The organism is Pandoraea sputorum (genome assembly GCF_000814845.2).
In the GTDB taxonomy this organism is placed as follows: Bacteria; Pseudomonadota; Gammaproteobacteria; order Burkholderiales; family Burkholderiaceae; genus Pandoraea; species Pandoraea sputorum.
Map to the genome: position 1 here is coordinate 4,421,319 of NZ_CP010431.2, position 22,196 is coordinate 4,443,514.

18 protein-coding genes are annotated in these 22,196 nt (G+C 63.0%); 11 read left to right on the forward strand and 7 right to left on the reverse strand.

Going from position 1 to position 22,196, the window contains the following annotated elements; all coding sequences use genetic code 11:
• The first annotated feature begins 100 nt into the window (after nucleotides 1–100).
• From ugpA to NA29_RS19500, 8 genes are all read left to right on the forward strand, one after another.
• Nucleotides 101–997: a sn-glycerol-3-phosphate ABC transporter permease UgpA gene (gene ugpA, locus NA29_RS19465; protein WP_039400688.1), complete on the forward strand. Its 897-nt coding sequence runs from the start codon at nucleotides 101–103 to the stop codon at nucleotides 995–997.
• Nucleotides 994–1,839, forward strand: coding sequence for a sn-glycerol-3-phosphate ABC transporter permease UgpE (ugpE, locus tag NA29_RS19470; RefSeq protein WP_039400690.1), 846 nt, complete (start codon nucleotides 994–996; stop codon nucleotides 1,837–1,839). The genes ugpA and ugpE overlap by 4 nt, the downstream gene beginning before the upstream one ends.
• A gap of 2 nt (nucleotides 1,840–1,841) precedes the next feature.
• Complete coding sequence (locus tag NA29_RS19475; RefSeq protein WP_039400694.1) at nucleotides 1,842–2,936, forward strand: sn-glycerol-3-phosphate import ATP-binding protein UgpC; 1,095 nt, start codon at nucleotides 1,842–1,844, stop codon at nucleotides 2,934–2,936.
• Nucleotides 2,933–3,727, forward strand: coding sequence for a glycerophosphodiester phosphodiesterase (gene ugpQ, locus NA29_RS19480; RefSeq protein ID WP_039400696.1), 795 nt, complete (start codon nucleotides 2,933–2,935; stop codon nucleotides 3,725–3,727). The genes NA29_RS19475 and ugpQ overlap by 4 nt, the downstream gene beginning before the upstream one ends.
• Before the next feature lie 307 nt (nucleotides 3,728–4,034).
• Nucleotides 4,035–4,634, forward strand: a complete 600-nt coding sequence (locus NA29_RS19485) for a Maf family protein (RefSeq protein ID WP_039400699.1) — start codon at nucleotides 4,035–4,037, stop codon at nucleotides 4,632–4,634.
• Nucleotides 4,635–4,675: 41 nt separating this feature from the next.
• Nucleotides 4,676–6,145, forward strand: coding sequence for a ribonuclease G (rng, locus tag NA29_RS19490; RefSeq protein WP_039400702.1), 1,470 nt, complete (start codon nucleotides 4,676–4,678; stop codon nucleotides 6,143–6,145).
• 198 nt (nucleotides 6,146–6,343) lie between these two features.
• Nucleotides 6,344–7,381, forward strand: a complete 1,038-nt coding sequence (locus NA29_RS19495; RefSeq protein WP_039400703.1) for a methyl-accepting chemotaxis protein — start codon at nucleotides 6,344–6,346, stop codon at nucleotides 7,379–7,381.
• A 100-nt stretch (nucleotides 7,382–7,481) separates the two neighbouring features.
• Nucleotides 7,482–8,708, forward strand: coding sequence for a cation diffusion facilitator family transporter (locus NA29_RS19500; RefSeq protein ID WP_052253074.1), 1,227 nt, complete (start codon nucleotides 7,482–7,484; stop codon nucleotides 8,706–8,708).
• Here the strand turns inward: NA29_RS19500 and rfbC are convergent.
• From rfbC to msbA, 5 genes are all read right to left on the reverse strand, one after another.
• Complete coding sequence (rfbC, locus tag NA29_RS19505) at nucleotides 8,696–9,244, reverse strand: dTDP-4-dehydrorhamnose 3,5-epimerase (protein WP_039400704.1); 549 nt, start codon at nucleotides 9,242–9,244, stop codon at nucleotides 8,696–8,698. The genes NA29_RS19500 and rfbC overlap by 13 nt on opposite strands.
• A gap of 55 nt (nucleotides 9,245–9,299) precedes the next feature.
• Nucleotides 9,300–10,181 (reverse strand): glucose-1-phosphate thymidylyltransferase RfbA, encoded by an 882-nt coding sequence (gene rfbA, locus NA29_RS19510; protein WP_039404041.1) that lies wholly within the window; start codon nucleotides 10,179–10,181, stop codon nucleotides 9,300–9,302.
• A gap of 14 nt (nucleotides 10,182–10,195) precedes the next feature.
• Nucleotides 10,196–11,260 carry a dTDP-glucose 4,6-dehydratase gene (gene rfbB, locus NA29_RS19515; protein WP_039400706.1) on the reverse strand — a complete coding sequence of 355 codons (1,065 nt, stop codon included), beginning with the start codon at nucleotides 11,258–11,260 and terminating at the stop codon, nucleotides 10,196–10,198.
• 28 nt (nucleotides 11,261–11,288) lie between these two features.
• On the reverse strand, nucleotides 11,289–11,873 hold the full coding sequence (locus NA29_RS19520) for a peroxidase-related enzyme (RefSeq protein ID WP_039400707.1): 585 nt from the start codon (nucleotides 11,871–11,873) through the stop codon (nucleotides 11,289–11,291).
• A gap of 80 nt (nucleotides 11,874–11,953) precedes the next feature.
• Nucleotides 11,954–13,705, reverse strand: a complete 1,752-nt coding sequence (gene msbA / locus NA29_RS19525) for a lipid A export permease/ATP-binding protein MsbA (RefSeq protein ID WP_039400708.1) — start codon at nucleotides 13,703–13,705, stop codon at nucleotides 11,954–11,956.
• A gap of 163 nt (nucleotides 13,706–13,868) precedes the next feature.
• Here msbA and recQ point away from each other — a divergent pair, with 163 nt between their 5' ends.
• The gene (gene recQ, locus NA29_RS19530) at nucleotides 13,869–15,677 is read left to right on the forward strand and encodes a DNA helicase RecQ (RefSeq protein WP_039400709.1); all 1,809 of its coding nucleotides are present in this window, start codon (nucleotides 13,869–13,871) and stop codon (nucleotides 15,675–15,677) included.
• A gap of 15 nt (nucleotides 15,678–15,692) precedes the next feature.
• On the forward strand, nucleotides 15,693–16,445 hold the full coding sequence (locus NA29_RS19535) for a glycosyltransferase family 2 protein (protein ID WP_039400711.1): 753 nt from the start codon (nucleotides 15,693–15,695) through the stop codon (nucleotides 16,443–16,445).
• A gap of 52 nt (nucleotides 16,446–16,497) precedes the next feature.
• On the opposite strand, the gene NA29_RS19540 is transcribed toward NA29_RS19535, so the two are convergent.
• Together NA29_RS19540 and dnaE are read right to left on the reverse strand one after the other, a co-directional pair.
• Nucleotides 16,498–17,349, reverse strand: coding sequence for a glycosyltransferase family 2 protein (locus tag NA29_RS19540; protein WP_039400713.1), 852 nt, complete (start codon nucleotides 17,347–17,349; stop codon nucleotides 16,498–16,500).
• 120 nt (nucleotides 17,350–17,469) lie between these two features.
• On the reverse strand, nucleotides 17,470–21,054 hold the full coding sequence (dnaE, locus tag NA29_RS19545; RefSeq protein ID WP_039404042.1) for a DNA polymerase III subunit alpha: 3,585 nt from the start codon (nucleotides 21,052–21,054) through the stop codon (nucleotides 17,470–17,472).
• A 175-nt stretch (nucleotides 21,055–21,229) separates the two neighbouring features.
• Between dnaE and NA29_RS19550 the strand changes: the two genes are divergently transcribed.
• The gene (locus NA29_RS19550) at nucleotides 21,230–22,123 is read left to right on the forward strand and encodes a sulfurtransferase (RefSeq protein WP_039404043.1); all 894 of its coding nucleotides are present in this window, start codon (nucleotides 21,230–21,232) and stop codon (nucleotides 22,121–22,123) included.
• Nucleotides 22,124–22,196 lie beyond the last annotated feature (73 nt).

A 22,196-nucleotide genomic window follows, 5' to 3' on the forward strand; every position in this document is an offset into this window, starting at 1 on the left:
GGCTATTCCTGCATTTGCGGGGGAAATCGTGACGTTACAATGACGCCACCCCGGCTCGCGTGATACGCGGGCCGGTTTGGTTTTTTTCGGTCACTACGTTATGGCGCATACCTCCAGAGAACGTCCCCGCTTCGGCACCGGCTGGCTGCCCTACGCGCTTGTCGCGCCGCAGCTCATCATCACCGCCCTGTTCTTCCTCTGGCCTGCGGGCGAGGCCCTGTGGCAATCGACATCGACGCAAGACGCCTTCGGCCTGTCGAGCGAGTTCGTCGGACTCGACAACTTCACCTCGCTGTGGGGCGATTCGCTCTACCTCGCGTCGTTTCGCACGACGATGATTTTCAGCGGGCTGGTCACCGTCTGCGGACTGCTCATCTCGCTGTTGCTCGCGGCGATGGCCGACCGAGTCACGCGCGGCAAACGCCTCTACCAGACGCTGCTGATCTGGCCGTACGCCGTGGCACCGGCCATTGCCGCCGTGCTGTGGGCGTTCCTCTTCAACCCGAGTATCGGTCTGGTCACGTACGGCCTGGCGAAAGTCGGCATCGAGTGGAACCACGCGCTCAACGGCGGGCAGGCGATGTTCCTCGTGGTGCTCGCCTCGATCTGGAAGCAGGTCAGCTACAACTTCCTGTTCTTCTACGCCGGGTTGCAGGCGATTCCGCGCTCGCTCGTGGAAGCCGCCGCGATTGACGGTGCAGGCCCGATCCGGCGCTTTTTCGGGCTGGTGCTGCCGCTGATTTCGCCGACGACGTTCTTCCTGCTCGTGGTCAACCTCGTGTACTCGTTCTTCGACACCTTCCCGGTGATCGATGCGGCCACCGGCGGCGGTCCGGGCCAGTCGACCATGACGCTGATCTACAAGATCTACTCGGAAGGCTTCAAGGGGCTCGACCTCGGCAGCTCGGCTGCCCAGTCGGTGGTGCTGATGGTTATCGTCATCGTGCTCACGGTCGTGCAGTTCCGCTTCATCGAACGCAAGGTGCAATACGCATGATCGAGAACCGTCGCGGCCTGGATATCTTCTGCCACGTCATGCTGATAATCGGCGTGCTGCTGGTGGTCTTCCCGCTCTACGTGGCGTTCGTCGCCGCCACCATGAACGAGAGCGAAGTCTTCAACGTTCCCCTGTCGCTCATTCCGAGCACGCACCTGCTCGAGAACTTCTCGACGGTGTGGAGCGCGGGCACCGGCAACGCCGCCATGCCCTTCGGACTGATGCTCGGCAACAGTCTGTTCATGGCACTGGTCGTCACGATCGGCAAGATTTCGGTGTCGATCCTGTCGGCCTTCGCCATCGTGTATTTCCGTTTCCCGCTGCGTAATCTGTTCTTCTGGCTCATCTTCGTCACGCTGATGCTGCCGGTCGAAGTGCGGATTTTCCCGACGGTGCAGGTGATTTCGAGCCTCGGGCTCATCAACAGCTACGCCGGTCTGACGATCCCGCTGATCGCCTCGGCCACGGCCACGTTCCTGTTCCGTCAGTTCTTCATGACGCTACCGGACGAACTCGTCGAAGCCGCGCGCATCGACGGCGCAGGGCCGATGCGCTTCTTCTTCGACGTGGTGCTGCCGCTGTCGAAGACGAACATTGCGGCGCTGTTCGTCATCACCTTCATCTATGGCTGGAATCAGTATCTGTGGCCGATTCTGGTGACCAACGCGCCGGAAATGACCACGGCGGTCGTGGGTATCAAGAGCATGATCGGCAGCGGCGACACCGCTACCCAGTGGCAACTCGTCATGAGTGCTACGTTGCTCGCCATGCTACCGCCGCTCGCGGTAGTGCTGCTGATGCAACGCTGGTTCGTGCGCGGTCTGGTCGATTCGGAAAAGTAATCATGGCAAATCTCAAACTTCATAGCGTCAAGAAAACCTACGACCAGAACAACTACGTGCTTCACGGCGTCGATATCGACATCGAAGACGGCGAGTTCGTGGTCATCGTCGGCCCCTCGGGCTGCGGCAAATCGACGTTGCTGCGCATGGTCGCCGGCCTCGAATCGGTGAGCGAAGGCAGCATTCTGATCGGCTCGCAGGTCGTCAATCAGCTGGAGCCGAAGGATCGCAACATTGCGATGGTGTTCCAGAACTACGCGTTGTATCCGCACATGGACGTGCGTCAGAACATGTCGTACGGCCTGAAGATTCGCGGCATCGACAAGAAGGCCATCGAAGAGCGCGTGCTCGCGGCAGCGCGCATTCTCGAACTCGAACCCCTGCTCGCGCGCAAGCCACGCGAGCTCTCGGGCGGTCAGCGTCAGCGCGTAGCGATGGGCCGCGCCATCGTGCGCGAACCGGCCGTGTTCCTGTTCGACGAACCGCTCTCGAACCTCGACGCCAAGCTGCGTGTGCAAATGCGTCTGGAAATTCAGCGTCTGCACAAACGTCTGAAGACGACGAGCCTGTACGTCACGCACGATCAGGTCGAAGCCATGACGCTGGCCGATCGCGTGATCGTCATGAACAAGGGCTACGCCGAGCAGATCGGCACGCCGACCGACGTCTACGAGCGTCCGGCGTCGCTGTTCGTAGCGAGCTTCATGGGCTCGCCCGCGATGAACCTGCTCAAGGGCCGGGTCGATGCGGAAGGTCGTACGTTCGAAGTCGATGGTGGTCCGGCGCTGCGTCTGCCGCCGACGAGCATGGCCCACGCAGGGCGCGAACTGGTGCTTGGCGTGCGTCCGGAGCATCTGGTGCCTGCCGAACAGCAGAACGGGCTGGGCGCGTTCGCCGCACAAACCAGCATCACCGTCGATCAGCTCGAACTGCTCGGTGCGGACAACCTGCTGCACGGCCGCTGGGGCGAGCAAAACGTGACGGTGCGTCTGCCGCACGAGTTACGTCCGGCGGCGGGTTCCGTCATGCCGCTGGCGATTTCCGCCAAGGCGCTGCACCTGTTCGATCCGTCGACGGGCAAGCGGGTGGAAGCATGAGCAGCGCGAACTCAGACCCGGCTACCGCTCATTTGTGGCGCGACTGGCCGTATCCGCGCATCGTCTCGCATCGTGGCGGCGGCAAGCTCGCGCCGGAGAACACGCTGGCCGCCTTCGAGACGGGCGCGTCGCTCGGCCTGCGCATGGTCGAATTCGACGCCAAGCTCTCGGCGGATAACGTCGTCTTCCTGCTGCACGACGACACCGTCGATCGCACCAGCAACGGTCACGGCGCGGCAGCGCAAATGACGTACGCCGAGATCGAGAAGCTCGACGCCGGAAGCTGGTTTGGCGCCGACGGCCGCTTTGCAGGCCAGACGATGCCGACGCTGGCGCAGGTGGCCGAGCGTTGTCAGGCGCTGGGACTCGCCGCGAACGTCGAGATCAAGCCGTGCCCGGGGCGTGAAGCCGAGACGGGCACGCTGGTGGCGCAGGCCGTCAAGGCACTGTGGGCCGGTCAGGCCCAGCCGCCGCTGCTCTCGTCGTTCTCGTATGAGGCGCTCGAAGCGGCGGCCGCTGCCGTGCCGGAACTGCCGCGCGGCATGTTGTATGAGGCCGTACCGGCGCACTGGCGCGACGACGCCCGCAAGTTGGGCACCGTCACGCTGCATGCCAGCCATAAGCATCTCGACGGCCCGCAGGTCGCCGAGATCAAAGCCGCCGGACTGCATATGCTGGTCTACACGGTCAACGAGCCGGCGCGTGCGCGCGAACTGGCTGCGTGGGGCGTGGACGCCATCTGTACAGACCGCATCGACCTGATCGGCGCGGACTTCCTAGCCGACCTCTGAGCGTTAGCGGGGGATGGGGGGATGGGGGACGTCGCGGACGTCCCCGTGCCCTGCACGGCCCCGCTCCGCCGGTTCCGCCTGATCGGCGCTTTGGCTCCACGGTCCCAACCGCCTCCGAAAGCCCGCCGTCGCACACGATTCCCTTGAAAAACGGCACCCGCTTGCTGCCGCCGCATGGTGGCGGGCGGGGTCGCAAGGCGGCATAATAGGGCGTTCCCCTCGCCCAGCCCATCCAGCGGCCCGGTGCGCGCGCTGCAATTTTCTGCAAAGCCGTGTGCCGGGCTGGACGAATTCAAGCCAAGCCGCCATGCCGTACATCTATCTCGCTTCGCAAAGCCCCCGCCGTCAGGAATTGCTGCAACAGCTCGGCGTTCGTTTCGAGTTACTGCTGCCCCATGCCGACGAGGACGCCGAAGCACTCGAAGCCGTGCTGCCAGGGGAGCCGCCCGACGACTATGTGCAGCGCGTCACGCGTGCCAAGGCCGAAGCGGCGATGGCCCGTCTGGCGCGTGCCGGACTACCTGGCGCGCCGATCCTGACGGCCGACACGACGGTCTGTCTCGACGGCACCATCCTCGGCAAGCCGTTCGACGACGCCGACGCCTGCGCCGTACTTGCCCGTCTGTCGGGCACCCGTCACCGTGTGCTCACCGCCGTAGCGGTCTGTGCCAACGGACAGATCCATCAGGCGGTCAACATCTCGCACGTGTGGTTCCGGCCGTTGCGCCGCGAGGAGATCGAGCGCTACGTCGCCTCGGGAGAACCGAAAGGCAAGGCGGGCGCTTATGGTATTCAAGGGAAGGCCGCCGAGTTTGTGATGCGTATCGACGGCAGCTACTCCGGCATCATGGGACTTCCGCTTTGCGAAACCGCCGCGCTGCTGCGTCAGGCGGGCGTCGACTTCTAACGCTATTTGGCCCCGCGCATTTCGAGTCTGGTCGACAATCTATGAACGAAGACATTCTGGTCAATATCACGCCACAGGAAACCCGTGTGGCGCTTATGCAGCTCGGCGCTGTGCAGGAACTGCACATCGAGCGCACGCTCTCGCGCGGTCTGGTCGGCAACATTTATCTTGGCCGCGTCGTACGCGTGCTTCCGGGCATGCAGTCGGCCTTCATCGATATCGGACTGGAGCGCGCGGCGTTCTTGCATGTGGCCGATATCTGGCATCCGCGCACCAATAACGACACGTCCGTGCCGCATCCGCAGCCGCCCATCGAGAAGACGGTTTTCGAAGGGCAGACGCTGATGGTGCAGGTCATCAAGGACCCGATCGGCACGAAGGGCGCGCGCCTGTCGACGCAAATCAGCATTGCCGGACGCACGCTCGTCTATTTGCCGCAGGAGCCGCATATCGGCATCTCCCAGCGCATCGAGAGCGAAGCCGAGCGCGAGGCGCTGCGCAGCAAGATTCAGGCGCTCGTGCCGGCCGACGAAAAGGGCGGCTTCATCGTGCGCACCATTGCGGAAGATGCGGCCGACGCCGAACTTGCCAACGACGTCGCCTATCTGCGCAAGTCATGGCAGACGATTGGCGAGCAAAGCACGCGAGTGCCCGCCCCTGCGCTGCTGTATCAGGATCTGAATCTGGCCCAGCGCGTGCTGCGCGACTTCGTGCATGAAGAGACGGGGAAGATCCTCGTCGACTCGCGCGAGACGTATCAGAAGCTGGCCGAGTTTGCCGCGACTTACACGCCTGCCGTGCTCGGCAAGCTCACGCACTACACGGGCGAGCGTCCGCTGTTCGATCTGTACAACGTCGAGACGGAAATCGAGCGTGCGTTGTCGCGTCGCGTCGATCTGAAGTCTGGCGGATATCTGATGATCGATCAGACCGAAGCGATGACGACCATCGACGTGAACACCGGTGGCTACGTCGGTGCGCGTAACTTCGACGACACGATCTTCAAGACCAACCTGGAAGCGGCACTGATGATCGCGCGCCAGTTGCGGCTTCGTAATCTGGGCGGGATCATCATCATCGACTTCATCGACATGGAAAGCGCCGACCATCGCGACTCCGTGCTCGCGGAGTTGAAGAAGGCGCTCGCACGCGACCGCACGCGCATCACGGTGAACGGCTTCTCGCAGTTGGGGCTGGTGGAGATGACCCGCAAGCGCACGCGCGAGTCGCTCGCACACGTACTGTGCGAGCCGTGTGCCGTGTGTCAGGGCAAGGGACAGGTCAAGACGCCGCGCACGCTGTGTTACGACATCCTGCGCGAGATTCTGCGCGAATCGCGCCAGTTCAACCCGCGCGAGTTCCGTCTGATCGCCTCGCAGGAAGTCGTCGATCTGTTCCTCGAAGAAGAGTCGCAGCACCTCGCGATGCTGATCGACTTCATCGGTAAACCGATCTCGCTGCAAGTGGAATCGTCGTTCCATCAGGAGCAGTACGACATTATTCTGATGTAACCCGGCGGCACCCAAGGCACCGGGGCACGTTCACGCTCCCGGTGCGCGCCGGCACCGTCCTTGGGCACAAGCCCCTCTCGCAGTTCCCCCCTTTCCTCGCTTGTCACCGTCCCCAATGCACCATGACCGGTCGTGATCGCCACATGGCCCGGTTCTTGCGTTTAAACGCTTAAATAAAACGATGAAAGGGGCAAACGAATGGCGAATCCGAAAGCAATCGTCGACCTGACCCACGCGGTGAGGAAGTTGGCTGTCAGCAAAATCGGGGACATCAACGAGATCAACCGGGAGACGACATTTCTCGCATTGAACGCGTTGATCGAAGCCGCCCGAGCGGGCAACGCAGGCAAGGGTTTCGCCGTGGTGGCCAATCAGGTCAAACACGTTTCGAAGCGTATCGGCGAGGTCACCGATTCGCTCAACAAGGAACTGACCGGTTCGCTCAAGGAGCTCACGGAACTCGGTGATCTCATGATCGAGCGAATGGGCGGACACGCAGGCCAGCGCTGTGCCGATCTCGCGCTCAACATGATCGACGTCATCGACCGCAACCTGTACGAGCGATCGTGCGATGTGCGCTGGTGGGCCACGGACTCTGCCGTGGTGGGTTGCCTGAGCGACCCGCGTCCCGAGACGAGCGCGCACGCGTCGGCGCGCCTCGGCGTCATATTAGACAGCTACACCGTGTACAAGGACCTCTGGGTCGTCGATGCGCAGGGCATCGTCGTAGCGAATGGCCGCCGCTCGACTTATCCCGTGATCGGCAGCGACGTGTCGGATGCGAGTTGGTTCAAAGCCGCACTTAAAACGCGCAGCGGCGCCGATTACGTCGCCAGCGATGTCCAGACGCTCGCGCACCTCCAGCATGCTCAGGTGGCCACGTATTCGACCGCCATTCGTGAGCACGGCTTGCCGGACGGCCGCGCGCTGGGCGCACTGGTCATCTTCTTCGACTGGGCGCCACAGGCGGAAGCGGTCGTCAAAGGCGTTCGCCTCAGTGAAGACGAATGGGCGCGCACACGCTGCATGATCGTGGACGCCTCGTTCCGTGTGATTGCCAGCTCCGATGGGCAAGGCGTACTCGGTGAGACCTTCGCACTGCGCACCGACGGCAAACCGGCTGGCTTCTACACCGACGTGGTCAATCGTGCGACGATCGCGTTCGCCGCGACGCCCGGCTACGAAACGTACAAGGGCCTGGGATGGTACGGCGTGGTCCGGCAACAGCACGTGTGAGTTTCTGTGCATGTCGGGGCGAGATTGGCTGCACATTCGGGTAACCGCAATACAATACGAGATCGTTCCGATTTCGTCGCGCCCGAAGCGCGCTCCGGCCATGCCTTACTCCAACTACGACAATCTGGCAGCATCGAGCGAGGCGCTCGACAAACACGCCGTCGCACGCCATTCGACCTGGGTCAGCATCTGGGTCAACGTCGTGCTGACGACCGCGCAGATCGTCATTGGCGTTTTCGCACGGTCACAGGCGTTGATCGCCGACGGCATTCACTCCCTCTCCGATATCGTCTCCGACTTCGTGGTGCTCGCCGCCGCACGCGGCAGCGCCCGAGCGCCGGACGCCGATCACCCTTACGGTCACAACCGCTACGAAAACGCCGCGTCGCTATTTCTGGGTGTGATCCTGCTCGTCGTGGGGGCCGGGATGCTCTGGCGTGGCGTGGAGCGCTTGCTGCACCCCGAGGACATTCCCGAGGTGCACACCATCGCGCTGGTCGTGGCGGTAGTCGTGCTCGTCAGCAAGGAAGGACTCTTTCGCTACATGCTGCGCGCGGCGCAACGGGTGCGCTCGGCGATGCTCGTCGCCAACGCGTGGCATGCGCGCTCGGACGCCCTGTCGTCGCTCGTGGTGGCTTTCGGGATTCTCGGCAACCTCGCAGGCTACCGCATTCTCGATCCGCTCGCGGCAGCGCTCGTCGGGCTGATGATCGGACGCACAGGGTGGAAATTCGCCTGGAACGCCTTGCAGGATCTGATCGATCGTGGCGTGGACGACGACACCACCGTCACGATTCGCCAGCGTCTGCTCGACACACCGGGTGTACGTGGCATCGACATGCTGCGCACGCGACGCATGGGCGATGAGATCGTCGTCGACGTCCACATTCTCGTGGACGCACGTCTGTCGGTCTCGGAGGGGCACTACCTGGCCGAACAGGCCCGGGCCGCAGTCATGAACGAACCGCAGATCCTCGACGTGCTGGTGCACGTCGACCCGGAAAGCGACACCAAGGGCACCGCACTGCAACAGTGGCCGGCGCGCGCCGTGGTGGTCGGTGCGGCCGAACTGCTGTGCCGGGCCAATGCGCTGGCCCTGCACGACGTCAAGCTTCACTATCTGAACAACGGGCTGGAAGCCGATGTGATCGTCGAAGGGCTAAACGGTCCAAACCGTTCGAACGGTTCGAACGGTTTGGCGGCGGGTGACGGTGGCATCGAGGGGCCGTCGCAGACCGTCGCCGATGCCCTGACCGCCCGCTTCGCCCCGCTAGGATTGCGGTATGTGCGAGTGCTCAGGGTCACGGGCGAAACTCAGTCTTCGTGAGTGTAGTCGGCGAACAGCATGCCCTGCTTGTCCTTGTCCGAGACGATCGGCGTGATGCCGTCCAGCGGCCAGGGAATCGCCAGCGTCGGATCGTCCCAGCGAATGCAGCGCTCGAATTGCGGCGCCCAGTAATCGGTGGTCTTGTACAGCACCTCGGCCGTCTCCGACGTCACCACAAACCCGTGGGCGAAGCCCGCCGGAATCCACAGTTGTCGCTTGTTCTCGGCGCTCAGCACTTCGGCGACCCACTTGCCGAACGTCGGCGATCCTTCTCGAATATCGACGGCGACGTCATAAATCTCACCTTGCAGCACACGGACCAGCTTGCCCTGCGGCTGCTTGACCTGATAGTGCAGACCGCGCAGCACGCCGCGCGCAGAGCGCGACTGATTGTCCTGCACGAACGTGAGCGTCTCGCCAAGACCGTCGTTGAAATTACGCTGGTTGAAGCTTTCGAAGAAATGACCGCGCGAGTCGCCGAACACCTTGGGTTCGATCACGCGAACGGCCGGAATGGCGGTGGGAATCACTTGCATATTGAGGTACCGGTAAAAATCTGAGACGGGGAACTGGGACAGAAGCGCGCCGAGCTTAGAACACGCGCTCGCGCAGCATGGATAGGAGGTACTGGCCGTAGCCCGTCTTCGCCAGCGGTTGCGCCAGCTTTTCGATGGCCGCCGCATCGATCCAGCCCCGGCGGTACGCGATCTCCTCCGGACAGGCCACCTTGAGCCCCTGACGCGATTCGATCGTTTGAATGAACGTGCTCGCTTCGAGCATCGACTCGTGGGTCCCGGTGTCGAGCCAGGCGTAGCCGCGTCCCATGATCTGCACGTTCAGCTTGCCGCGCTTCAGGTACTCGTTATTCACGTCGGTAATTTCCAGCTCGCCTCGTTTCGACGGCTTGATCGAGCGCGCGATATCGACGACGTCGTTGTCGCAGAAGTACAGCCCGGTCACGGCATAGCGCGACTTCGGCTCCGTCGGCTTCTCGACGAGTTCGATCGCCTTGCCGTGTTCGTCAAACGTGACCACACCGTAGCGTTCGGGATCGTGCACCGGATAGGCAAACACCGATGCGCCGTCCGTTTGCGCGTTGGCGGCCGAAAGCAGTGCAGCGAAATCGTGTCCGTAGAACAGGTTATCGCCGAGCACGAGCGCGCACGGATCGTTGCCGATGAAGTCGGCACCGATCAGAAAGGCCTGAGCCAGACCGTCCGGCGAGGGCTGAACCGCATACTGGAGATTCAGGCCCCACTGGCTGCCGTCGCCCAGCAGTTGCTCGAAACGCGGCGTGTCCTGCGGCGTCGAAATGATCAGCACGTCCCGGATCCCCGCGAGCATCAGCGTGGTCAGCGGGTAATAGATCATCGGCTTGTCGTAGACCGGAAGCAGTTGCTTCGAGACAGCCAGCGTCGCCGGATACAGGCGCGTGCCGGACCCGCCTGCCAGAATGATGCCCTTACGTTTGATACTCATACGTTGCCTCAGTCGTTCTTCTGATAATGCGTTTCGATCCAGCGCTGGTACTCGCCCGATTGCACCTGACGCACCCACTCGCCGTTGGCCAGATACCACTGCACCGTCTTGCGCATGCCGGTCTCGAACGTTTCCGCCGGACGCCAGCCCAGTTCGCGCTCAAGCTTGCGGGCATCGATGGCGTAACGGCGATCGTGTCCCGGGCGATCCGTCACGAACGTGATCTGATCGACATACGACTTGCCGTCGGCGCGCGGCGACAACTCGTCGAGCAACGTGCAAAGATGCTTTACGACCGACAAGTTGTTCTGCTCGTTCCAGCCGCCCACGTTGTAGACCTCACCCAGCACGCCCTTGGCAAGCACTTCGCGAATGGCCGAGCAATGGTCACCAACGTACAGCCAGTCGCGCACATTGCTGCCGTCGCCATAGATCGGCAGCGGCTTACCGGCGAGCGCATTGGCGATCACCAGCGGAATCAGTTTCTCGGGGAATTGGTACGGACCGTAGTTGTTCGAGCAGTTGGTCGTGAGGACCGGCAGACCGTACGTGTGGTGATACGCGCGCACCAGATGGTCGGAGCCTGCCTTCGAGGCCGAATACGGGCTGTTCGGGGCGTAGGGCGTGGTCTCGGTGAACGCCGGATCCGTCGGGCTCAGCGAACCGTAGACCTCATCCGTCGACACATGCAGGAAACGGAAGTTATCGCGCGCTTCGCCGTCGAGCGCTCCCCAATAGGCACGGGCCGCTTCGAGCATCGTGAAAGTGCCAACGATGTTCGTCTGCACGAAGTCGCCCGGGCCGTGAATGGAGCGGTCGACATGGCTTTCTGCCGCGAAATGCAGCACAGCACGCGGACGGTGTTCAGCGTACAGCTTGTCGAGCGCTGCGCGATCGCAGATGTCGACTTGCGCGAAATGGTGACGGGGGTCGCGCTCAAGGCTCGCCAGATTCGCCAGATTGCCTGCGTAGGTGAGCTTGTCGATCGTCACGACCGGTTCATCGTGTTGCGCGAGCCAGTCGAGAACGAAGTTTGCGCCGATGAATCCGGCGCCGCCAGTCACGAAGATCATAGGTATCGAAGTTTTGTGAGAAGTAGGTTTAACGGGTGCGAGGCACGCGCCCCATCAAGAAGAATTCGTCGTTAGGCCGCATCGAAATGGCATTGGCGATCCGGTTGGACATGCCGAAGAACGCCGTAATGGACGCAATGTCCCAGACATCTTCGTCGTTCAGCCCGTGGCGGCGCAGCGTAGCGTAGTCCTCGTCGCTCACTTCATGCGAGCGCTCACAGACCTTCATCGCGTACGCCAGAATCGCCTTTTGCCGTTCGGTCAGGTCCGCCTTGAGATAGTTGACAGCCACCTGATCGGCCAGCAACGGCTGCTTTTCGTAGATGCGCACCAGCGCACCATGCGCGACCACACAATACAGACATTGATTCGCCGCACTGGTTGCGACCACGACCATCTCGCGCTCACCCTGGCTCAAATTGCCATCTTTGAGCATCAAGGCATCGTGATATGCAAAAAATGCGCGAAATTCGTCCGGACGGTGCGCAAGCGTGAGGAAGACGTTGGGGATGAAGCCAGCCTTTTCATGGACCGCGTCGATGCGCGCACGAATATCGTCCGGCAACGCGGCGAGGTCCGGCACGGGAAAACGACTGATCGGCGGCTGGCTCATCATAGTCTCCTCAAATCCTCAAATGCAGGGGTATGCGATGTGGGGCATGACGTTGCGCCACCGCAGTGGCGCGCGTCAGGTCACGCTTCCTGCTGCTGTGCGTACTGAATGCGGTGCAAATGGGCGTAAAGGCCATTATGCGCCACGAGTGCCTGGTGAGATCCCTGCTCCGCTATGCGGCCGTGCTCGAGCACGACGATACGGTCGGCGCGTTCGATGGTCGACAGGCGGTGCGCGATCACCAGCGTGGTACGGCCTTCCATCAGCACTTCGAGCGCCGCCTGCACATGACGCTCGGATTCCGAATCCAGTGCCGACGTCGCTTCGTCCAGAATCAGGATCGGCGCGTCCTTGTAGATCGCGCGGGCAATCGCCAGACGCTGACGCTGGCCACCCGACAGGCGCATGCCGTTGTCACCCACCAGCGTGTTCACGCCATCGGGCATGGCAGCGACCGCATCGGCCAGATTGGCAGCACGCAGCGCTGCCTGCACGCGCTCGGCGTCGACTTCCTGACCGTAGGCGACGTTTGCCGCAATGGTGTCGTTGAACAGCACGACGTCCTGACTCACGAACGCAATCTGACGACGCAGGTCAGCCAGACGGAGATCATTGAGTGGAATGTCGTCGAGCAGAATGCGCCCGCCGGTCGGATCGAAGAAGCGCGGCACCAGATTGACCATCGTCGTCTTGCCGCTGCCTGAGGGGCCAACCAGCGCGATCATCTCACCCGGTGCAACCTCCAGCGAAATCTTGTCGAGCGTCGGACGCTCGCTCGCGCCGTAGTTGAAACTCACCTGATCGAACGTCACACGGCCCTTCGCACGCTCAAGCCTGCGCTCGCCACCGACCGGCTCGACTTCGACGTCCATCACTTCGAAGATCAGCTCGGCGGCCGTCACGCCGCGTTGCAACGGCTGATTGACGTCCATCAGATGCTTGAGCGGCGACACAACCAGCAGCAGTGCCGTGACGAACGCCGTGAAACCGCCCACGGTCATCTCGCCCGACGACGACTCGATCATCGCGACGGTAATCACGATGGCCAACGCCAGCGAGGCCAGCGCCTGCGTGACCGGCTGCGCGAGACCGCCCGAGACCGTCACGCGCATTGCGTAGCCGCGCAGCGTGCTGGTCATCTTGTCGAAGCGGTTCTTCTCGTACTCTTCGCCGTTGTGGATCTTCACGACCTTGTAGCCACCGACCGCCTCTTCGACCACGTACGACAGCGCGTTGGTCAGCGTCTGCTGCTCACGATTGAGGCGGCGCAAGCGGCGGTTGATCTTGCCGACCAGCCAGCCGATCAGCGGCAGAATGACGGCCACGACCAGCGTCAGACGCCAGTTCAGATAGAACAGATAGCCCAGCAGGCCGACGACGGTAAGCGAATCGCGCACAAGCGTGATCAGCACCGTAGTGAGCACGCCGAGCACCTGATTGACTTCGTAGACGATCGCATTGATGAGCGTGCTGGTCGTCTCGCGCTGGTAGTAAGCGGCCGGGGCGTGCAGCAGGCGCTCGAACATCTTCACGCGCAGGTCGAGCAGCACGCGGTTCGAGACCCACGACAGCATGTAGTTGGCCGAATATTGCGCCAGCCCCCGGATCACGGCCAGGCCGATCACGGCGGCCGGGACATACCAGAGCTTCCACGGATCTCCGCCCGAAAAGCCCTTGTCGAGCACCGGCTTGAGGACTGCCGGGATGGCCGCTTCGGTGGCCGCCACCAGCGCCATGGCGAGAACGGCCAGCAGGCCCATGTGCCAATATGGCTGGAGATAGCCCAGCAGACGTCGCAGAATCGGTCCGGTGGGCTTGTGCGGTGCGCTCATGTAAGTCGGGGACAGCGGGAAAACCGCTATTCTAACGTACCGGCCGGTCCCGTCGGGACGTGTCCGACGCGGACTCGGACCGCGCCCCAAAAATCGCCCTAACGCCGGATTTCCGGGGCTGTTGGCACGCCGGACGCCGGGTGGAACCGGTATACTCCGGCGCATGGCAAGCGCACTCGAAGTTCTCCGTACCGTATTCGGCTATAACGCATTCCGTGGCGATCAGGCCGCCATCGTCGACCATGTGGCCGACGGGGGCGATGCACTCGTGCTCATGCCCACGGGCGGCGGCAAGTCACTGTGCTACCAGATCCCTGCGCTGTTGCGCCCGGGCATCGGCATCGTCGTCTCCCCGCTCATTGCTCTCATGCAGGATCAGGTCGACGCTTTGCTGCAAGCCGGGGTCCGCGCCGCCTATCTGAATTCCAGTCTCGCCTTCGACGAAGCGGTCGATATCGAACGCCGCGCCGCGCGAGGCGAACTCGATCTGCTGTACGTCGCGCCCGAACGGCTGCTGACCGACCGCTTCCTCAATCTGCTCGACCGGCTCGACGAACGCGGGCAACTGGCGTTGTTCGCCATCGACGAGGCCCACTGCGTCTCGCAATGGGGGCATGACTTCCGTCCCGAGTACATCCAGCTCTCGGCGCTGCATGAGCGTTATCCGCGTGTGCCCCGCATTGCGCTCACGGCCACGGCAGACGCCGCGACGCGCGAGGAAATACAGACGCGGCTCGGCCTGACCGACGCGCGCTTATTTGTCTCCAGCTTCGACCGACCGAATATCCGGTACGAAATCGTCGACCGCGACAACCCGCGCAAGCAGTTGCTGGCCTTTCTGAGTCGGCATCGCGGCGAAGCGGGCATTGTCTACTGCCTGTCGCGCAAGAAGGTGGAAGAAACGGCCGCGTGGCTGGAAACGCAAGGCATTCCGGCGCTGCCGTATCACGCGGGGCTGGACGCCGAGGTGCGCCGCACGCACCAGCAGCGTTTCCTGCGAGAGGAAGGGCTGGTCATGGCCGCGACCGTCGCCTTCGGCATGGGCATCGACAAGCCGGACGTGCGCTTCGTCGCCCATCTGGACTTGCCCAAGAGCCTCGAAGCCTATTATCAGGAGACAGGACGCGCCGGGCGCGACGGCGAACCGGCCGAAGCCTGGATGACCTACGGCCTGAACGACGTGGTGGTCCACCGCAGCCGGATCGACGAGTCGAACGCGCCGGACCTTCAGAAGCGCATCGAGCGCCAGAAGCTAGACGCCCTGCTCGGCTACTGCGAAGCCCCGCGCTGCCGCCGCACGGTGCTCCTGTCGTACTTCGGCGAGTCGAGCGAGCCATGCGGCAACTGCGACGTCTGCCTGAATCCCCCGGAAGTCTTCGACGGTACGATCGCGGCGCAAAAGGCGCTGTCGGCGATCTTGCGTACGGGCCAGCGCTTTGGCGCAGGCCATCTGGTCGACCTGCTGCGCGGACGCAGCACGGACAAGATTCGTCAGTTCGGCCACGAAAGCTTGCCGACCTTCGGGGTGGGCGGCGAGATGGACGATCAGGGCTGGCGGGCGGTGTTCCGTCAATTGATCGCCCACGGCATCATCGAACCGGACAGCAGTCAGTACGGAGCGCTCACGCTTAATGCGGCGGCGCGTCCGGTGCTCAAGGGCGAGACGGTCGTGTCGCTGCGACGCCAGCGTCCCACGGCGGGCAAGAAGAGCCGGTTTGCCGGATATGCGTCGTCGCAGGCCATCGAACTGGATACGGCCGATCAGCAGTTGTTCGAGAAGCTTCGCACATGGCGTCAGGAAATGGCGAAGACGCAGGCCGTCCCGGCCTACGTTATCCTGCACGACCGTACGCTGCGAGAGCTCGCTCAGCGCCGCCCGCGTCACCGCGAAGGACTGGTCGATATCACCGGACTCGGAGAAGCGAAGATCGAGCGTTACGGCGAAGCGCTCGTCGAACTGTTGAACGCCTGAGGCCCACGCTCGCTTATGCCTACATTACCGCTGACCGTCACGATCCTCACACGCAACGAGCGTCACAACATTGCCGACTGCATTGCATCGGTGAAAGCGCTCTCCTCGCAAATCGTGGTGGTCGATAACGCGAGTACGGACGGCACCGCCGATATCGCGCGCGCCGCCGGAGCGGAGGTCCACGTCACGCCCGACTGGCCGGGCTTTGGGCCGCAGAAGAATCGCGCGCTGTCGTTCGCGACCCAACCCTGGGTGCTGTCGCTCGATGCGGATGAGCGCGTCACGCCGGAACTGGCCACCGAGATCGCGACGGCGATTGGAAGTGCATCCCACACCGGCTATCGCATGCCGCGCCTGTCGCAGTTTCTGGGGCACTGGGTGAAGCACTGCGGCTGGTATCCCGATTACGTGCTGCGACTGTTTCGCCGCGAAGCCGGACGCTTCTCCGACAATCTCGTGCACGAGCGCGTGATCGTCGACGGCGAGATCGGCACCCTCACCCACCACCTGCTCCATTACAGCTACACGGAAGTCCGTCAGGTCGAGGACAAGGTGCAGCGATACGCACGCGCCGGCGCCAGGGAAATGTCGTTGCGCGGCAAACGCGTCTCTGCGCTCAAGCCGTGGATCAATGGCGGTTGGGCGTTCGTTCGGACCTACGTATTGCGCCGAGGCTTTCTCGACGGCGCAGCCGGTGCCGCGATTGCCCGCATGAACGCTCGCAGCGCGTTCCTGAAGTACGCGCTGCTACGACGCGGCGAAGTCTGACAACCGCCCCAAAGCAAAACGGACGCCTTGACGTCCGTTTCTCATTCGGCGCTTACTTCGCCAGTGCCCGTTTGATACGCGAGCGGAACAACTGCCAGCGCAGTTTGCTGTCGTCGACCGGCTCGGCGAGACGACCGTCGCTGCCCGACGGCACCGGCGTGCCGCGACGCAGATAGTAACGATCGAAGATCGACTGTGTCATGCCCCACTTGCGCAGGAATTGCGTGCGCCCGTCGTTCTTGACCACCTTGCCGGTGCTCTTGCACTGGAAGTGATAGACGAGACTTGCGCCCACGCCGACGAAGCGGCGCGCGCCTGCGCTCCACATCTTCATCGAGAAATCGTTGTCGCTGCTCATGCCAGGACTCAGTTCCGTGCTGTAGCCGCCGACAAGGAACCACCAGTCGCGATGCACGAGCGTCGGCGGCCACGTCGCGCCGAACCAGTCGGGCTTCTTGTACGTCGGCACAGCGGCAAGCAGCGCCGCCTCGTCGAACGTATCGACGTCACGGCCGAAGTCCTGCACCAGCACACAAGGATTGCCGGTATCCACCGGCTCGATCATCGTGCCCGACAGCATGAAAGCCTTGTCCGGTTGCGCCTCGGCCCGCTCGATTAGCGTCGTGTCCCAACCGGGGCAGCAATACATGTCGTCATTCAGATAGACGATGTACTTCTCACGCGCCAACGCTGCCGCCTGATTCACGGCGTAGCAGATGCCGATGTTATCGGGCGACGCCGTATGCTCGATCCCTTCGGCCCGGACCCAGTCGAGCGAACCGTCGGAACCGTCGTTGATGTGCACGATGATCTGATGCGGGTAGCGCGAGTTCTGTCGGATGCTGCGCACGCACAGTTGCAGCAAGGCGAGGTTGTTCCAGGTCGGAACGATGATGGAGAACATCCGGATTTCCTTGTGATATCGAACGGCAGGCGATGGGCGCAATGAGGCAATGCGCCACTACACCAACGCGCCGGTTAGCGAAAGGCAGCCAACCGGTGCCGCCTTGCGCGCACCGATGCATCAATAGACGACTTGTACCGAGTCGGTGGTGAGCCACTGACGGAGCTCGCCCAGCAACTCGTCGCCAGGCTGTACCTTCCACTCCTCGCCGAGACGCGACTCGCACTCGGCGTCCGTGCGGCGATAGACGATATGCACCGGCAGGCCGTTTTGCTTATCCGCGTCGCCATCGCCGTTGCCGTTGCGTCGGCCGAAGCCTCCACCTCCTCCACCATTAAACCCACCGCCACCATTGAAGCCGCCACCACCGCCCGCGCCCGCCGTGGCGGCCACGCGGTACATCGTGCAGTGCGGTTGCAACGTGGCGCGAAGACGCGTCCAGTCGGCGTTGCCGTTGAACGACAGCTTAAGCGCCCGGGCGAAGCGCGCACGCGCGCGGCCGAGGTCCATCAGGCTTTCGACGGTGAAACGCAGGCCGCCCGTAAAGCTGTCCGGTCGCGCATTGCCGTGCACGATCAGCAGTTCGTCTTCCTTGAACAGGTGCTTGTTCGCTTCGAACTGCTCGTTGAAGATCGTGACTTCGAGCGTGGCCGTACCGTCGTCGAGTTGCACGATCAGCATCTTGCCGCGCTGCGTCATCATGGTGCGCATGCTGGAGATCACGCCTGCAACGAGGCGATCACGCCCTTCGGACAGATCACGAATGCGCGTGCGCACGAAGCGGCGCACTTCGTCCGAATACGAATCGAACATGTGACCCGACAGGTAGAAGCCGAGTGCCTGCTTCTCTTCCTGCAACTTGCGTTTGTCGGTCCACGCCGGTTCGTCGGCCAGTTCCAGCGGTGCTTGCAGGCTTTCGTCGCCCAGATCGAACAAGCTGACCTGATTGGCGGCAGCACTCGCCTGTTCGGCCGCTTCCATCGCCATCGGCACCGACGCCATCAACTGCGCCCGGTTGTCGTGGATCGAATCGAACGCGCCTGCGCGAATGAGCGCTTCAATCGTGCGACGGTTCACCACGCGACGGTCGATCCGTGCGCAGAAGTCGAAGAGGTCGGTGAACGGCTTGCCCTCGCGGGCGCGCAGAATTTCCTCGATGGCCGACTGACCGCTGCCCTTGATGGCACCCAGACCGTAGCGCACGGTCTTCGAGTCCGCCGGTTCGAAGCGATACGCCGAGACGTTGACGTCCGGCGGCAACACGCCCAGCCCGTTGGCCGTGGCCAGACAATCTTCGTAAAGGATCTTGACCTTGTCCGTGTCGTCCATGGCCAAGCTCATGTTGGCGGCCATGAACTCGGCGGGGTGATGGGCCTTCAGCCACGCGGTGTAATAGGCCAGCAGCGCATACGCTGCGGCGTGCGACTTGTTGAAGCCGTAGCCCGCGAACTTCTCCATCAAGTCGAAGATTTCGTCCGACTTTTCGCGCGTCAGGCCATTCTCGGCAGCACCCTTGGCGAAAATCTCACGGTGCTCGGCCATTTCCTCGGCCTTCTTCTTACCCATCGCGCGGCGCAGCAAGTCGGCGCCACCGAGCGAGTATCCGCCGATGATCTGCGCCATCTGCATCACCTGCTCCTGGTAGACCATGATGCCGTAGGTCTCCTGAAGCACCGGCTCCACGCGCGGATCCGGATATTCCGTTTTCTCTCGACCGTGCTTACGTGCGCAGAAGCTCGGGATCAGATCCATCGGGCCCGGACGATACAACGCCACCAGCGCGATGATGTCCTCGAAGCGGTCAGGCTGGGCGTCTTTCAGCATGCCCTGCATGCCGCGACTTTCCAGCTGGAACACGGCGACCGTGTTGGCCTTCTTGAGAATGCTGAACGCGGCCGGGTCCGTGAGTGAGACCTGTTCGAGCGACCAGTCCGCCATCTCCGGATGCAAGCGCTTGATGTAGCGCTCAGCCCAATTCAGGATCGTGAGCGTGGTCAGGCCCAAGAAGTCGAACTTCACCAGACCGACGGCTTCCACGTCGTCCTTGTCGTACTGACTCACCACACCGCTGGCGTCTTCGCCACTGCCCTGCGTGTAGAGCGGGCAGAAATCGGTGAGCTTGCCTGGGGCGATCAACACACCACCCGCGTGCATGCCGACGTTACGCGTGAGCCCTTCCACCCGCTGCGCCAGTTCGATCAGCTGCTTGACTTCGTCTTCCGTCTGGAAACGTTCGGCGAGTTGGGGTTCTTCCTTGAGCGCGTCGTCGATGGTGACGTGTTTGCCCGGCTTGAACGGGATCAGCTTCGAGATGCCGTCAACAAAGTTGTAGCCGAGATCGAGCACGCGGCCCACGTCCCGCACTGCTGCCTTGGCGGCCATCGAGCCGAAGGTGGCGATCTGCGAGACGGCGTCCGCGCCGTACTTTTCCTTCACGTACTGAATGACGCGGTCGCGGCCGTCCTGACAGAAGTCGATGTCGAAGTCGGGCATCGACACACGTTCCGGGTTCAGGAAGCGCTCGAACAGCAGGTTGTACTTGAGCGGGTCGAGATCGGTAATGCCCAGCGCATAGGCGACGAGCGAACCGGCCCCCGAACCACGGCCAGGTCCTACCGGCACACCGTTGTTCTTCGCCCACTGGATGAAGTCGGCCACGATCAGGAAGTAGCCCGGGAAGCCCATCTTGATGATGGTGCCGGTCTCGAAATCGAGCCGCTTGTAATATTCGGGCCGCTGCTTGTCGCGCTCCGCTTCGTCCGGGAACAACTGCGCGAGACGCGTCTCCAGCCCTTCCTTGGACAACTGGACGAGATAGTCGTCGAGCGACATGCCGTCCGGCGTGGGGAACAGCGGCAGTTTCGGCTTGCCGAGTTCGAGCGTCAGGTTACAGCGCTTGGCGATCTCGACGGTGTTCGCCAGCGCGGAAGGCACATCCTCGAACGCGGCAAGCATCTCCTCTTGCGTACGGAAACACTGGTCCTGCGTGAAACGGCGCACCCGGCGGGCGTTGCCCAGCATCTCGCCTTCCGAGATACACACGCGCGCCTCGTGCGCCGTGAAATCGTCGGAGGTCATGAACTGGATGGGATGCGTTGCGACGACCGGGAGCCCGGCCTTCGCCGCCAGTTGCACCGCCTGCTGCACGTACGTCTCCATGCCCTGCTGGCCAGTGCGTTGCAGTTCGATGTAGAAAGCGCCCGGGAAAACGCTCTCCCAGTGTTTCGCACATTGCAACGCCAGATCAGGGTTGCCTGCGGCCAGCGCTGCACCCACGTCGCCCATCTGCGCGCCGGAAAGCGCCAGCAGGCCACGGGCAAGACCGTCGGGCTGTAACCACGAAGGTTCGATCTCCGCACGTCCCCGGTACTGGTTGCCGAGCCAGGCCTTGGACAGCAACTGGCACAGGTTCAGATAGCCTTCCCGGTCGCGCGCGAGCAGCAGCAGGCGCGAGGGCTTGTCGCGGTCGGCCGGATTCGTGATCCAGGCGTCGCAGCCGATGATCGGCTTGACGCCCTTGCCACGGGCTTCCTTGTAGAAACGGATGGCTCCAAACATGTTCGCGAGGTCGGTGAGCGCGAGCGCGCCCTGACCATCCTTGGCGGCGGCCTTGACGACGTCGTCGAGCCGCACGATGCCATCGGCGATCGAATATTCGGAGTGGAGACGGAGGTGGACGAAGCGAGGTTCTGACATGGGCCGTATTGTAACGCGGCGTCGCCGGATTTCGCCGCGCGCGCGGGCTGTCTCGCGGCGTCCCGCGCGCGGAGCCTGCGTCACACCTCATTTGCCCGGCTTTGTCCTGAATCAAGCGCGAACTTGCACCGAATCGGCGATAATGGCGGTTTATTGCTTCACGCTTTTGCGGAATTTCGTTGCCATGTCTATCGTCAACATCGCTGCGTACAAGTTCGTCACGCTCGACGACATCGCGACCCTGCGCCCGGCCCTGCTTGAGCGCTGCAATGCGCTCGACCTGAGGGGCACCATCCTGCTCGCGCCCGAAGGCATCAACCTGTTCCTCGCGGGTTCGCGCGAGTCGATCGACGCCTTCCTCGCGGGCCTGCGCGCCGACGCCCGGTTCGCCGATCTGGAAGTCAAGGAAAGCCTCTCGGACGATCAGCCGTTCCGCCGGATGCTGGTGCGCCAGAAGAAAGAAATCATCACCATGAAGATGCCGGTCATCAAGCCGGCAGACGGACGTGCGCCGGGCGTCGATCCCGCCACGCTCAAGCGCTGGCTCGACGCCGGACAGGACGACGAAGGCCGTCCGGTGGTGATGCTCGACACGCGCAACGACTTCGAAGTGGACGTGGGTACGTTCGACAACGCCGTCGACTACCGTCTCACGAAATTCTCGGAATTCCCTGACGTCATCGCCGCACATCGCGCAGACTTCGAGGGCAAAACCATCGTGTCGTTCTGCACCGGCGGTATCCGCTGCGAGAAGGCCGCCATCTACATGCGCGACATCGGGCTTGAGCACACCTATCAGCTCGACGGCGGGATTCTCAAGTACTTCGAAGACGTGGGCGGCGCGCATTATCAGGGCGACTGCTTCGTGTTCGACTACCGCACGGCACTCACGCCGGACCTCGCCCCGTCGACGACCAGACAGTGCTTCGCCTGCCGCGCCGTGGTGACGGCCGAGGACCAGCGCAGCCCCGATTACATCGAGGGCGAGCAGTGCCCGGCGTGCGTGGGTGACAAGGCAGGTGCCATCGCCGCTGATACCGCTCATACCGCTGCGGCTGTCACGGCAACGTCGGCCTGAGCCCCCGGGTGACGCAGGCTTCGGCGCACGGCGCCAACGGACCCACCGACGCGCCGACATCGTCGGCTCGCCC